The sequence below is a fragment of the Streptococcus mitis genome (assembly GCF_026782865.1).
GTDB lineage: Bacteria > Bacillota > Bacilli > Lactobacillales > Streptococcaceae > Streptococcus > Streptococcus mitis_CG.
The window spans coordinates 96,244-109,270 of the sequence record NZ_JAKUXK010000005.1 but is presented as its reverse complement, the minus strand read 5'-3'; the positions used below and the strand labels follow the sequence as shown (position 1 = coordinate 109,270).

The following is a 13,027-nucleotide window of genomic DNA, read 5'->3' as shown; positions in this document are numbered from 1 at the left end:
CTTACCTCGCAATCAAATCATAAATCTTGGTGATGTTTGGCAACAAGGTTGTTACTAGGAGCTTGTCTCCGACTTCAAGCGTATCCTCCCCAGTAGGGAAAATAGTCTTTCCTTTTCGAATGATGGCTGCAATAAGAACCCCTTTTTTCAGTTTCAGTTGAGAAAGAGGTTTGGCAGTCATTTTGTTGGCTTCCTTGATATGGAATTGCAGGGTTTCGATTTGACCATTTGCTAGATGGTGCATGGCTTGAAGGTCTGAATATTGGGCATTAACACGGCCACGAATAAAGTGCATGATTGTATCTACAGCGATGATTTTCGGAGTGATAATGCTTGAGAAATCAGGCGCATGAATAATTTCAAGGAGACTAGTTCTGTTAACCTTGCTAATATTTTTTTGCACCCCGACACTATCCAGGAACATAGAAGTGATAATATTCTCTTCGTCAACTCCTGTTAGGGTTGCTACTGCATCATAGTTTTGAGCACTTTCTTCTAGTAAGATATCTTTTGCGGTACCATCTCCTTGGACAATATAGAGGTTAGGGAATTTCTCACTAAAGAAACGTGCTCTTTCAGGATTAATCTCGATGACTTTGGTATCAATACGACTGTCTTTGAGGATACCTAGTAGATAATAGGCAATTCTACCTGCTCCAACGATGAGAAGGCTCTTCACAGCACGAGATTTGAAATAATTATGGAAGAGCATCATATCAACACGGTTACCAGTGACAAAGATTCTATCTTTATCCTGTATGGTCATGTCACCACTTGGGATGATAATTTGATGATCTCTTTCTATGGCGCAGACAATGACATTGCCGAATTTTTTCCGAAAATCAGAAATAGGCATTTGGCAAAGACCGCTAGTGGATTTGACAACAAATTCCATGAGGCTAACGCGTCCACCAGCAAAGCGTTCGACAGATAGGGCGTTGGGGAAGTCAATGATATTGGCGATAGCGCGGGCAGCCAAGAGCTCAGGATTTACGATAAGAGAAAAGCCGAGAATATTCTTTTCTTTGAAATAAGAGTTAGAGTATTCAGGATTTCGCACCCGAACGATGGTTTCTTTAGCCCCCATTTTTTTGGCTAGAACGGCTGCAATCATGTTCACTTCATCGTATTCAGTCAAGGCGATAAAGATATCACAATCCTGAACACTGGCTTGCTCAAGGATGGTGAAATCGGCCCCGTTACCAAGGATACCCATGATATCAAAGCGATTAACAATATGATTGAGAACGGCTTCGTCTTGCTCAATCAGCAAAACATCATGCTTTTCTGCAACCAGGGAGCGACAGAGAGCAAAACCAACTTTTCCCCCTCCGACAAGGATAATTTTCATAACAAAACCTACTTTTTCATGATGTAACTATCATACCTTTTTTCAAGAAAAAATGCACCTACTAGCTAATAACAAGAGCTTTTAGTAGGAAATTTGCTATAAGGTAAAACTATACCCTAATCAATTGAAATAGCTAGTAGCATCTTTCTATGAAATATGGTATGATAAAGGATATACAAGGAGATAAAATGAATAATAATTTACTGGTATTATAATCAGACTTTGGTCTGGTTGATGGTGCGGTATCGGCTATGATTGGAGTGGCTTTAGAAGAGTCTCCAACCTTAAAAATTCATCATTTGACGCACGATATCACGCCTTATAATATTTTTGAAGGGAGCTATTGATATTCTGGATGTTCGTTTTGGACCTCTATCATGCAGATATGCTGGTCTATCAAAATCAGGTTGTTTATGGCAAATCATTTGCAGATGTGAGGATTGGGCAACCCATCCTTTACATCAATTCCCTCTATCGTTTAGGTCTGGCTATCAACCAAGGTTCCTTTGCCAAAGCTTATAATGTGGGCGTCGGTTCATCTTGGACCATTGAAATAAAGAAAATAGAATCATAAAATAGGAGAATATAGATGAAAAATCAATCAATTAAACAAGTTGTTGCTATCGGTGTTGGAGCTGCGCTCTTTGTTGTCATCGGGATGATCAGCATTCCGACACCCGTTCCAAATACAAGCATCCAGCTTCAGTATGCGGTACAGAGTCTCTTGTCTATCATTTTTGGCCCTCTAGTGGGATTACTTGTTGGTTTAATTGGGCATGCAGTGAAGGACTCGCTTGCTGGCTACGGTCTTTGGTGGACTTGGATTATTGCTAGTGGTCTCTTTGGTCTAGCCGTCGGACTCTTTAGAAAATACATTCGAGTAACTCAGGGTATTTTTGAATTGAAGGATATTGTTTTCTTTAACCTCATTCAGATTGTTGCAAATGCTCTTGTTTGGGGTGTCTTGGCACCACTTGGAGATGTTGTGATTTATCAAGAAGCGGCAGAAAAAGTATTTGCCCAAGGGATTGTTGCGGGAATTGCTAATGCTGTAACTGTAGCTATCGCAGGGACCCTTCTCTTGCTAGCTTATTCACGTACGCAGACTCGTTCGGGAAGTTTGAAAAAGGATTAACATAAAGGAAAAGGCTGGGCAACCGGTCTTTTTCGATGTTTATAGACTAGTTAGGCAAGCTAGGATAGGAATTTTTTTGGCGCTAAGTTTTTAAGAGAAGAGTCTGCAAGAAGGGGTAGATTTATGATAAAATAGAAGTCTAATACTCTGCGAAAATCTCTTCAAACCGCGTCAGCTCTATCTGCAACCTCAAAACAGTGTTTTGAGCAACCTACGGCTAGCTTTTTGGTTTGCTCTTTGATTTTCATTGAGTAGAAGAAGCGAATGAAGAGAGTAAGATGAAAGAAGCTATAATTGAGTGGAAGGATTTCTCTTTCCAGTATGAAACGCAACAAGAACCAACCTTGCAAGGGGTGGACTTGACCATTTATAAGGGAGAGAAAGTCTTAATTGTTGGGCCATCCGGGTCAGGTAAGTCGACCTTGGGTCAATGTTTGAATGGGATTATTCCCAATATTTACAAGGGTCATATGTCTGGAGAATTTTTGATCAAGGGGCAAGCAGCCTTCGATATGAGCATCTATGATAAATCTCATCTAGTCAGCACAGTTTTGCAGGATACAGATGGGCAGTTTATCGGGTTATCCGTGGCAGAGGATTTGGCTTTTGCTCTGGAAAATGACGTGACAGCTCTAGATGAGATGAAAAATCGTGTTCATAAATGGGCTGAAAAGCTGAACCTTCTTGATTTACTAGCTCAGCGACCTCAGGATTTGTCTGGTGGGCAAAAGCAGCGAGTTAGTCTGGCTGGTGTCTTGATTGATGAGAGTCCGATTCTCTTGTTTGATGAACCACTCGCCAATCTAGATCCCAAGTCAGGTCAGGATATTATCGAATTGATTGATCAGATTCATAAGGAGGAGGGGACGACGACTCTTATTATCGAGCACCGTTTGGAGGATGTTCTGCATTGCCCTGTGGATCGGATTGTCTTGATAAACGATGGTCGTATCCTTTTTAATGGGAGCCCTGACCAGTTACTAGCAACTGATTTATTGACACAAAATGGAATTCGGGAACCCCTTTATCTAACCACTCTCCGTCAATTGGGTGTGGATTTAGTCAAGGAAGAACAATTAGCAGATCTTGATAACTTGTCTATCTCAAAAGGTCAGGTTCAGTTGAAGAATGAACTGGCAAAAGAAATCCCAGAATTGCAGTCACTCTTTAAATTAGAGGACGTGTCTTTTTCTTATGATGATAGACCGATTTTAAAATCCATTCATTTAGGTATTAAAAAGGGCGAAAAAATTGCCATTGTCGGAAAAAATGGGGCTGGGAAATCAACCCTAGCCAAGGCCTTAAGTAGCTTTATCCAGACGGAAGGTCGCTATCTTTGGGAAGGGCAGGATATCAAAGGAGATTCTGTTGCAGAGCGGGCGGAACGAGTAGGCTATGTGCTGCAAAATCCTAATCAAATGATTTCAACCAATATGATTTTTGATGAGGTGGCTCTGGGACTTCGTTTGCGAGGTGTGGACGAGCAGGAAATTGAAACGAAAGTCTATGAAACTTTGAAAATCTGTGGTCTATATGAATTTCGTAATTGGCCTATTTCTGCCCTGTCATTTGGTCAGAAAAAACGTGTCACCATTGCTTCAATTTTGGTCTTGGGGGCTGAAATTATCCTCTTAGATGAACCGACAGCAGGTCAAGACCAGAAGAACTATACTGAGATTATGGAATTTCTCGAAGAGTTGCATCAAAAAGGTCATACCATTGTCATGATTACTCATGATATGCAATTGATGCTGGATTATTCAGATCGGGCCCTTGTCATGGTGGATGGGGAATTGATTGCTGATACTGATCCAGCTAGTCTGTTGAGCAATCCTGAGCTGTTAGTGAAAGCCAATCTAAAAGAAACTTCTATCTTTAACTTGGCCACGAAATTAGATGTGAATCCACTTGCTTTAACGGCATTTTACAAAGAAAGGAGAGAAGGATGCAAGCTAAATTAATCGGTTACCAGCATAGAGATACTGTGATTCATCACTTGTCAGGAGCTGGGAAACTCCTCTTTTTCATTCTCGTGTCATTGGCGGCCATGATTAGCTATGATACCAGACTGCTTGTTCTGATTGCCATATTTTCGGTCTTTCTCCTCTATTTGTCAGAAATCCGTTTTAAAGATGTTTCCTTTGTAGCCGTTTTTGCTACGGTATTTGCGATTTTGAATGTCTTGATGGTCTATCTCTTTTCTCCCGAGTATGGGGTTGGACTTTACGGAGAGAGAAGTGTGATTTGGCAGGGAATCGGTGCCTACACTCTGACCAGTCAAGAGCTCTTTTATCTGCTAAATTTGGATATTAAGTACCTTTGCACCATTCCTCTGGCTATTATCTTTTTGATGACAACCCATCCTAGTCAGTTTGCTTCCAGTTTAAATCAAATTGGTGTTCCTTACAAGATTGCCTATTCAGTTAGCCTGACCTTGCGCTATATTCCAGATTTGCAGGAAGAATTTTTTACCATCAAGATGTCTCAGGAGGCGCGTGGGATGGAATTATCCAATAAAGCTTCTCTTATGCAACGAATCAAAGGCAATCTGCGCATTATTACGCCCTTGATTTTTAGCTCGCTAGAACGCATTGATACCATTGCGACCGCCATGGAGCTTCGACGCTTTGGGAAAGAGAAAAAACGCACTTGGTATAGTTACCAGGCCTTGAAAAAAGGAGACTATCTTACCTTGTTCTTGGCAACCTTGTTTTTAGTAGCTAGTTTACTACTTATCTTGCAGAATCAGGGACGATTTTACAACCCTTGGAAATAGCTTGAAAAAATTGAAAAAATCAAGTCGTTTCTATTGACAATGATTCTGAAAGTGTTATACTAAGAAAGTAGTTTCGCTGATTTACTTCAAACCTGTTGTGAGGTAAGTTAACGATGCCTTAACCACGCTGTTTGCTGAGCTTGACTCCGGGCAGTGTGGCTATTTTTTTGCAATGGTAAAAGGAAGCAAGTCATGACAAATCACATTGTATTATTTGAACCACAAATTCCACAAAATACAGGCAATATCGCGCGTACTTGCGCTGCAACCAATTCTCCCCTCCACATCATCAAGCCTATGGGCTTTCCTATCGATGACCGCAAGATGAAGCGAGCTGGTTTGGATTATTGGGATAAGCTAGAGATTTATTTTTACGAGAGTTTAGAGGATTTCATGTCTCAGATGAAGGGAAAACTCTATCTGATCTCAAAATTTGCTGAGAAAGTGTATTCTGAGGTAGATTTATCGACTGACGAAGACCATTATTTTCTATTTGGACGCGAAGACAAGGGCTTGCCTGAGGACTTTATGCGCGAACATCCTGAAAAGGCTCTCCGTATTCCCATGAATGATGAACATGTCCGCAGTCTCAATGTGTCTAATACCGTCTGCATGATTGTCTATGAGGCTCTTCGCCAGCAGAATTTTGCAGGTCTTGAGCTTGTTCATACCTATGAAGTGGATAAATTGAAATAAAAAATGAAAATGAAAATGAACAAAATGCTTGCGCTTGCAAGCGTTTTTTGTTATGATAAAAGAGTCTTCAGGGCAGGGTGTGATTCCCGACCGGCGGTGACTTTAACTAGGAAATGATCTTTTCCTTTTATACTTTGTTGACAAGCTTTGCCTAACCAGAAGTTATGCCTACAGCTTGTCGCCTAGTCTAAAAGAAAAATCTCTATTTCCTTCTCTTTAAAGAAGTCCGCGAGCGCAAGCTGATGTGGTGAGATTCCACAACCGACAGTATAGTCTGGATGGGAGAAGACGAAAGAATAGCTTTGTCTGTTCTGATAGATTTATAGCTAAACTGTAACCGCTTGCTTGAATTTCCTTAATAGAGTGAGAGGGAACTTTTGGGATATAAAAAGTGAGAATAGATAGAGGAATCCTTTCTAACTTCTTCTGATTTTATAGAAAATTGGAGGAACCTGTTATGACAAACACACGTCGACTTTCGACCATTGCAATTCTATCAGCCATCTCATTTGTGCTGATGTACTTTGACTTTCCGCTTTTGCCAGCGGCGTCCTTCCTCAAGATCGAATTTAGTATCTTGCCAGTCCTTGTGGGCTTGGTGGTCATGGATTTGCCTGCTGCTCTAGGAGTTCTCTTGCTTCGCTCACTCTTGAAATTGCTTCTTAATAGTCAAGGAGTGAATACTTACATTGGTTTGCCGATGAATATCGTAGCTTTGGGAGTTTTTGTCATCGTATTTGCTTTGATTTGGAAAAAGGAACGGACAACCCTTCGTTTCCTACTAGGCTCTCTAGCTGGAACTATTGGCTTGACCGTGGCTATGTTGGTTCTCAACTATGTTTATGCTGTTCCTTTGTACGCTAAGTTTGCTAACTTTGATATTGGAAAAATTTTGGGACTTTCCAACTACCTAATGACCATGGTATTACCTTTTAACTTGATTGAGGGTGTAATCTTTTCCGTTTCATTCTGGTTGTTGTACGTCCTTTTGAAACCAACCTTAAAACACTATGAAAGATAAACAAACATTTTTAATGAAGGGCAGTTTTGCCCTTTTACTTTTCGTTATTCTTGGCTACATGGTCAAATTTTACCCTGAAACGCTGGTCGGTTTTGACCAACCGATACAGACTGCCGTTCGAGGAGACTTGCCAGATTACTTGACTATTCTTTTTAGGGCCATCACACGCTTGATTGATATTCCAGTGATTATCACTTGGGTTGTCATTACAGCCTTTATCTTTTATTTTAAGAGATGGAAGATAGAAAGTTTCTTCATGCTGGGAAATCTGGCTTTGGCAGGTCTTTTAATCGTGACCTTTAAAAATATCTACCAGCGCCCACGGCCAGATATCTTACACTTGGTAGAGGAGAAGGGATTTTCCTTTCCAAGTGGGCATTCTCTGGCTGTAACCTTGATGGTCGGCACTCTGATTGTCATCCTCAGTCAACGGATTAAAGATCCGGTCTGGAGAAAAATCGTGCAAATTGCCCTTGGGTTCTACCTAGTTAGTGTGCTGGTATCAAGGGTCTATCTGGGAGTTCATTACCCATCAGATGTCCTTGCTAGTCTCTGTGTGGGCTTGGGAGTCTTGTTTATCGAGTTTCCCTTTTATGATAAGCTCCGCTTCCAATGGCGATTTAAAGGCAAGCAGAAGTGAATATCAAATTCTCTTGAGGAGAAAGAAATGAAAGTCAATATAGCAGATTTTCATCCGACTCAACTATACTTATCAGAAAAGAAGTTGCAAGATATTCAGATGCTTTACCAGTCTGCAGAAACAATCCAAGTCGATCCAATCAGTATTCTTGCCTTTGGAGATTACTTGTTGATTACAGATGAGCATCACAGGGCTTATCAGGCTTTATTGGCAGGTCGGGATACAATTTCTGCTGAGTGGGATAGAGATGGTGGTGATGAACTATATCATCTCTATGAGCAAGCCTGCAAAGAAAGAAAAATCTACTCTGTTCTGGACTTAAAAAATCATATCTTAGCTCAAGATGAGTATGAAGCAAAATGGTATAACTGGTGTGATGGTTTTAATCAAGCAGCAACTCTTTTGTTGAAAAGGAAAGCAGATGAAACAGACCCTACAAATAGATAATTCACTGCGTCTTGTTCCTTATTATAAGGTCAATCATTGTGAAGAAGCTCTTGCTTGGTATCAGGATGTGAACTTGGTTCACCTCGTAGATGGGGTGAAGCTTCCTTATAGTCAAGAAACTTTGGAAGCCATGTATTCCTATTTGGATCAGCATGGTGAGCTTTTTTGGATTGAAGTCAAGGAGAAGGGTGAATGGTTTCCAATTGGGGATGTTACACTATCTCAGGACAATCTCCCCATTGTGATTGGAAATCCCGCTTACCAACATCGAGGACTTGGAAAAAAGATCCTAAGTACTTTGATTGAATTGGCTCGAATAAAAGGATGGAAAGAATTGAGAGTCAAGGAAATCTACACTTACAATCATGTATCTAGGCGCTGTTTCAAGTCGCTTGGATTTGTGGAAAATGGAGCAACAGAAAAAGGAACGAGTTTTGTATTGAAATTAGTCTAATCTAACTTGTTTTTTAACTCAAAATCTGATAAACTATGTAGTAATTGAATAGAAATCTGCAAGACTAGTAACTCAAGGGAAGTATATCAGGGAGGAGAGCCGTGACTGCAAGCTCTTTATATGAAAGCTGGGTGAATTCACTTGCGCATGGATTTAGAAATGAAGGTCTGACTTGTCAGATGAAAACGGATGGTACCGCGTGTCAACGCTCCGAGTGGAGTTTTTGGCATGTGGTTTTCTTTTTATCTACGAGCGACTGATGGAGGAATTATGTCAACTATTGAAGAACAATTAAAAGCGCTTCGTGAAGAAACGCTGGCTAGCTTGAAGCAGATTACTGCTGAAAATGAAAAAGAGATGCAAGATTTGCGTGTCTCTGTCCTTGGTAAAAAGGGATCGCTCACTGAAATCCTCAAAGGGATGAAAGGTGTCTCTGCTGAGATGCGTCCGATTATCGGGAAACATGTCAATGAAGCGCGTGATGTCTTGACAGCAGCTTTTGAAGAAACTGCTAAGCTTTTGGAAGAAAAGAAAGTTGCAGCTCAATTAGCAAGTGAGAGTATCGATGTGACCCTTCCAGGTCGTCCAGTTGCGACTGGTCACCGCCACGTCCTCACACAAACCAGTGAAGAAATCGAAGATATCTTCATCGGTATGGGTTACCAAGTCGTGGATGGTTTTGAAGTGGAGCAAGACTACTATAACTTTGAGCGTATGAACCTTCCCAAAGACCACCCAGCTCGCGATATGCAGGATACTTTCTATATCACTGAAGAAATCTTGCTCCGTACCCACACGTCTCCAGTTCAGGCGCGTGCTATGGATGCCCATGATTTTTCTAAAGGTCCTTTGAAGATGATCTCGCCAGGGCGTGTGTTCCGTCGTGATACGGACGATGCGACTCACAGTCACCAGTTCCACCAAATCGAAGGCTTGGTTGTTGGGAAGAACATTTCTATGGCAGATCTTCAAGGAACCCTGCAGTTGATTGTCCAAAAAATGTTCGGTGAAGAGCGTCAAATCCGTCTGCGTCCATCCTACTTCCCATTCACAGAGCCATCTGTTGAGGTGGATGTTTCTTGCTTCAAGTGTGGTGGAGAAGGCTGTAACGTATGTAAGAAAACAGGTTGGATCGAAATTATGGGGGCCGGTATGGTTCACCCACGTGTCCTTGAAATGAGTGGTATCGATGCGACTGTTTACTCTGGCTTTGCCTTTGGTCTTGGACAAGAGCGTGTAGCTATGCTCCGTTACGGAATCAATGATATCCGTGGATTCTACCAAGGAGATGTCCGCTTCTCAGAACAGTTTAAATAATGATTAGAAAAGTAGAAAAGGCAGATATTGGGGTGTTGTCCAAAATTGCCAAACAAACCTTTCGTGAAACATTTGCTCATGATAATACGGAAGAGCAGTTACAGGAATACTTTGAAGAGGCTTATAGTCTGAGAGTTTTGTCAACTGAGTTGGAAAATCCAGAATCCGAAACCTATTTCATTATGCATGAAGAGGAGATAGCTGGTTTTCTCAAAGTCAACTGGGGCAGTGCTCAGACTGAGAGAGAATTAGAGGATGCTTTTGAAATTCAACGCCTCTATGTGCTACAAAAATTCCAAGGATTTGGACTAGGTAAGCAACTTTTTGAATTCGCTCTGGAACTTGCTACAAAAAATAGTTTTTCTTGGGCTTGGCTGGGTGTTTGGGAGCATAATACAAAAGCTCAAGCGTTTTATAATCGATATGGTTTTGAAAAATTTAGCCAACATCATTTTATGGTTGGTCAAAAAGTAGATACAGATTGGTTACTGAGAAAGAAATTAAGGTAAGAAGATGATTCTTCTATTGAAATGATAGGAAAGGAAAAGAACTAGAGTGGCAATGGTCATTCTGGAGAACTAAATTATGCTTGTATCTTATAAATGGTTAAAAGAATTGGTGGACATTGATGTGCCATCGCAAGAGTTGGCTGAAAAAATGTCAACTACAGGGATCGAGGTAGAAGGTGTCGAATCACCGGCTGCTGGTCTCTCAAAAATTGTCGTCGGTGAGGTCTTGTCCTGCGAAGATGTACCAGAAACTCACCTCCATGTTTGTCAGGTTAACGTTGGCGAAGAAGAAGCCCGTCAAATCGTCTGTGGTGCACCGAATGTGCGTGCTGGTATCAAGGTTATGGTGGCTCTTCCAGGAGCTCGCATTGCTGACAATTACAAGATCAAAAAAGGGAAAATCCGCGGTCTTGAGTCACTTGGAATGATCTGTTCACTTGGTGAATTGGGAATTTCTGACTCAGTTGTGCCTAAGGAATTCGCAGATGGCATCCAAATCTTGCCAGAAAATGCCGTTCCTGGGGATGAAGTCTTCTCATATCTAGACTTGGATGATGAAATCATCGAACTGTCTATCACACCAAACCGTGCAGACGCTCTTTCTATGCGTGGGGTAGCTCACGAAGTGGCAGCCATCTATGATAAGGCAGTCAACTTTAAAGAATTTACTCTTTCAGAAACTGACCAAGCTGCAGCAGATGCTCTTTCTGTGGGCATTGAGACAGACAAGGCGCCTTACTATGCAGCTCGTATCTTGGACAATGTTACTATCGCACCAAGTCCACAATGGTTGCAAAACCTTCTTATGAATGAAGGTATCCGTCCTATTAACAACGTGGTGGACGTGACAAACTACATCCTGCTCTACTTTGGTCAACCAATGCATGCCTTTGACTTGGATACCTTTGAAGGAACTGACATCCGTGTGCGTGAAGCGCGTGCTGGTGAAAAATTAGTGACCTTGGATGGTGAAGAACGTGACTTGGAAACAAATGACCTAGTCATCACTGTCGCGGACAAGCCAGTAGCCCTTGCAGGTGTTATGGGTGGTCAAGCAACAGAAATCTCTGAAAAATCTAGTCGTGTTGTCCTTGAAGCTGCTGTTTTCAATGGAAAATCTATCCGTAAGACTAGTGGTTGCCTCAACCTTCGTTCTGAGTCATCTTCTCGCTTTGAAAAAGGCATTAATATGGCAACAGTTAATGAAGCCCTTGATGCGGCAGCTAGCATGATTGCAGAACTTGCAGGTGCGACGGTGCGTAAAGGTATCGTTTCAGCGGGTGAGCTTGATACCTCTGATGTGGAAGTTTCTTCAACTCTTGCTGATGTTAACCGTGTCCTTGGTACAGAACTTTCTTACGCGGATGTAGAAGACGTCTTCCGTCGTCTTGGCTTTGGTCTTTCTGGAAATGCAGACAGCTTTACAGTCAGCGTACCACGTCGTCGTTGGGATATCACAATAGAAGCAGATCTCTTTGAAGAAATCGCTCGTATCTATGGTTATGACCGCTTGCCAACTAGTCTACCAAAAGACGATGGGACAGCTGGTGAATTGACAGCGACACAAAAACTTCGACGTCAAGTTCGTACCATTGCTGAAGGAGCAGGTTTGACAGAAATTATCACCTACGCTCTAACAACTCCTGAAAAAGCAGTTGAGTTTACGGCTCAACCAAGTAACCTTACAGAACTCATGTGGCCAATGACAGTGGACCGCTCTGTCCTCCGTCAAAATATGATTTCAGGTATCCTTGATACGGTGGCTTATAACGTAGCTCGTAAGAACAAAAACTTGGCCCTTTACGAGATTGGAAAAGTCTTTGAACAAACAGGTAATCCAAAAGAAGAACTTCCAAATGAGATCAACAGTTTTGCCTTTGCCTTGACAGGCTTGGTTGCTGAAAAAGACTTCCAAACAGCAGCAGTTCCAGTTGATTTCTTCTATGCTAAAGGAATCCTTGAAGCCCTCTTTGCTCGTTTGGGACTAGAAGTGATCTATACAGCTACAGCTGAAATTGAAAGCCTCCACCCAGGTCGTACAGCTATGATTTCACTCGGTGACCAAGTTCTTGGTTTCCTTGGTCAAGTGCATCCAGTCACTGCCAAGGCTTACGATATTCCAGAAACTTATGTAGCTGAGCTCAACCTTTCAGCCATCGAAGTAGCCCTTCAACCTGCTACTCCATTTGTAGAAATTACTAAATTCCCAGCAGTCAGCCGTGACGTTGCCCTTCTCCTCAAGGCAGAAGTGACTCACCAAGAAGTTGTGGATGCTATCCAAGCTGCCGGTGTGAAACGTTTGACAGATATCAAACTCTTTGACGTCTTCTCAGGTGAGAAATTGGGACTTGGTATGAAGTCAATGGCTTATAGCTTGACCTTCCAAAATCCGGAAGATAGCTTAACGGACGAAGAAGTCGCACGCTATATGGAAAAAATCCAAGCTTCTCTCGAAGAAAAAGTGAATGCAGAAGTGCGTTAACTCATCAATCCATCCTTCGGGGTGGATTTTTGCTTTTCAAATAACAATTCAGGATCAAAAATAGACAGTTGAGGAACAGAGAAGATAAATTGGAGTTTACACTGTATAATGTACTCATAACTCAAAGTACCCCAAGATTTTTTACTAAAATGAGAATGATAAAAATGGACAGAAATCATTGTAAAGGCTATCAAAAAGG

Annotated in this window: 12 protein-coding genes, 1 pseudogene and 1 riboswitch; of the genes and pseudogenes, 12 read left to right on the top strand and 1 reads right to left on the bottom strand. The window is 41.7% G+C overall.

What is annotated here, in order from left to right; translation table 11 throughout:
* Position 1 precedes the first annotated feature (1 nt).
* Complete coding sequence (gene trkA / locus MK482_RS04320; RefSeq protein WP_268718082.1) at positions 2-1,351, bottom strand: Trk system potassium transporter TrkA; 1,350 nt, start codon at positions 1,349-1,351, stop codon at positions 2-4.
* 251 nt (positions 1,352-1,602) lie between these two features.
* On the opposite strand from trkA, the pseudogene MK482_RS04315 reads away from it, so the two are divergent.
* From MK482_RS04315 to pheT, 12 genes and pseudogenes are all read left to right on the top strand, one after another.
* Positions 1,603-1,925, top strand: a pseudogene (locus tag MK482_RS04315) (SAM hydroxide adenosyltransferase).
* Positions 1,926-1,940: 15 nt separating this feature from the next.
* Positions 1,941-2,486, top strand: a complete 546-nt coding sequence (locus tag MK482_RS04310; RefSeq protein WP_268718081.1) for an ECF-type riboflavin transporter substrate-binding protein — start codon at positions 1,941-1,943, stop codon at positions 2,484-2,486.
* A gap of 278 nt (positions 2,487-2,764) precedes the next feature.
* A complete protein-coding gene (locus MK482_RS04305; RefSeq protein WP_268718080.1) occupies positions 2,765-4,447 on the top strand; it encodes an ABC transporter ATP-binding protein in 1,683 nt (560 codons plus the stop codon).
* Positions 4,432-5,262, top strand: a complete 831-nt coding sequence (locus MK482_RS04300; protein ID WP_268718079.1) for an energy-coupling factor transporter transmembrane component T family protein — start codon at positions 4,432-4,434, stop codon at positions 5,260-5,262. The genes MK482_RS04305 and MK482_RS04300 overlap by 16 nt, the downstream gene beginning before the upstream one ends.
* Before the next feature lie 192 nt (positions 5,263-5,454).
* Entirely contained in the window at positions 5,455-5,958 is a 504-nt protein-coding gene (locus MK482_RS04295) for a tRNA (cytidine(34)-2'-O)-methyltransferase (RefSeq protein ID WP_000181388.1), read from the top strand.
* A gap of 59 nt (positions 5,959-6,017) precedes the next feature.
* Positions 6,018-6,252, top strand: a riboswitch (FMN riboswitch).
* Between the two features lie 163 nt (positions 6,253-6,415).
* Positions 6,416-6,979, top strand: a complete 564-nt coding sequence (locus tag MK482_RS04290; protein ID WP_000185834.1) for an ECF transporter S component — start codon at positions 6,416-6,418, stop codon at positions 6,977-6,979.
* Positions 6,969-7,619 carry a phosphatase PAP2 family protein gene (locus tag MK482_RS04285; RefSeq protein ID WP_153220449.1) on the top strand — a complete coding sequence of 217 codons (651 nt, stop codon included), beginning with the start codon at positions 6,969-6,971 and terminating at the stop codon, positions 7,617-7,619. Before MK482_RS04290 ends, MK482_RS04285 begins: the two co-directional genes overlap by 11 nt.
* 27 nt (positions 7,620-7,646) lie before the next feature.
* A complete protein-coding gene (locus MK482_RS04280; RefSeq protein WP_268718078.1) occupies positions 7,647-8,066 on the top strand; it encodes a chromosome partitioning protein ParB in 420 nt (139 codons plus the stop codon).
* A 4-nt stretch (positions 8,067-8,070) separates the two neighbouring features.
* Entirely contained in the window at positions 8,071-8,520 is a 450-nt protein-coding gene (locus MK482_RS04275; RefSeq protein WP_025171197.1) for a GNAT family N-acetyltransferase, read from the top strand.
* Positions 8,521-8,790: 270 nt separating this feature from the next.
* The gene (gene pheS / locus MK482_RS04270) at positions 8,791-9,837 is read left to right on the top strand and encodes a phenylalanine--tRNA ligase subunit alpha (RefSeq protein ID WP_268718077.1); all 1,047 of its coding nucleotides are present in this window, start codon (positions 8,791-8,793) and stop codon (positions 9,835-9,837) included.
* Positions 9,837-10,346 carry a GNAT family N-acetyltransferase gene (locus MK482_RS04265; protein ID WP_049492848.1) on the top strand — a complete coding sequence of 170 codons (510 nt, stop codon included), beginning with the start codon at positions 9,837-9,839 and terminating at the stop codon, positions 10,344-10,346. Before pheS ends, MK482_RS04265 begins: the two co-directional genes overlap by 1 nt.
* A 76-nt stretch (positions 10,347-10,422) precedes the next feature.
* Positions 10,423-12,828: a phenylalanine--tRNA ligase subunit beta gene (gene pheT / locus MK482_RS04260; protein WP_268718076.1), complete on the top strand. Its 2,406-nt coding sequence runs from the start codon at positions 10,423-10,425 to the stop codon at positions 12,826-12,828.
* Positions 12,829-13,027 lie beyond the last annotated feature (199 nt).

Bases quoted from the DNA above. Each gene is read 5' to 3' on its own strand.
- MK482_RS04280 (WP_268718078.1), top strand. From the start codon at position 7,647: ATGAAAGTCAATATAGCAGATTTTCATCCGACTCAACTATACTTATCA.
- MK482_RS04285 (WP_153220449.1), top strand. From the start codon at position 6,969: ATGAAAGATAAACAAACATTTTTAATGAAGGGCAGTTTTGCCCTTTTA.
- MK482_RS04290 (WP_000185834.1), top strand. From the start codon at position 6,416: ATGACAAACACACGTCGACTTTCGACCATTGCAATTCTATCAGCCATC.
- MK482_RS04305 (WP_268718080.1), top strand. From the start codon at position 2,765: ATGAAAGAAGCTATAATTGAGTGGAAGGATTTCTCTTTCCAGTATGAA.
- MK482_RS04310 (WP_268718081.1), top strand. From the start codon at position 1,941: ATGAAAAATCAATCAATTAAACAAGTTGTTGCTATCGGTGTTGGAGCT.
- pheS (WP_268718077.1), top strand. From the start codon at position 8,791: ATGTCAACTATTGAAGAACAATTAAAAGCGCTTCGTGAAGAAACGCTG.
- MK482_RS04295 (WP_000181388.1), top strand. From the start codon at position 5,455: ATGACAAATCACATTGTATTATTTGAACCACAAATTCCACAAAATACA.
- trkA (WP_268718082.1), bottom strand. From the start codon at position 1,351: ATGAAAATTATCCTTGTCGGAGGGGGAAAAGTTGGTTTTGCTCTCTGT.
- pheT (WP_268718076.1), top strand. From the start codon at position 10,423: ATGCTTGTATCTTATAAATGGTTAAAAGAATTGGTGGACATTGATGTG.
- MK482_RS04265 (WP_049492848.1), top strand. From the start codon at position 9,837: ATGATTAGAAAAGTAGAAAAGGCAGATATTGGGGTGTTGTCCAAAATT.
- MK482_RS04300 (WP_268718079.1), top strand. From the start codon at position 4,432: ATGCAAGCTAAATTAATCGGTTACCAGCATAGAGATACTGTGATTCAT.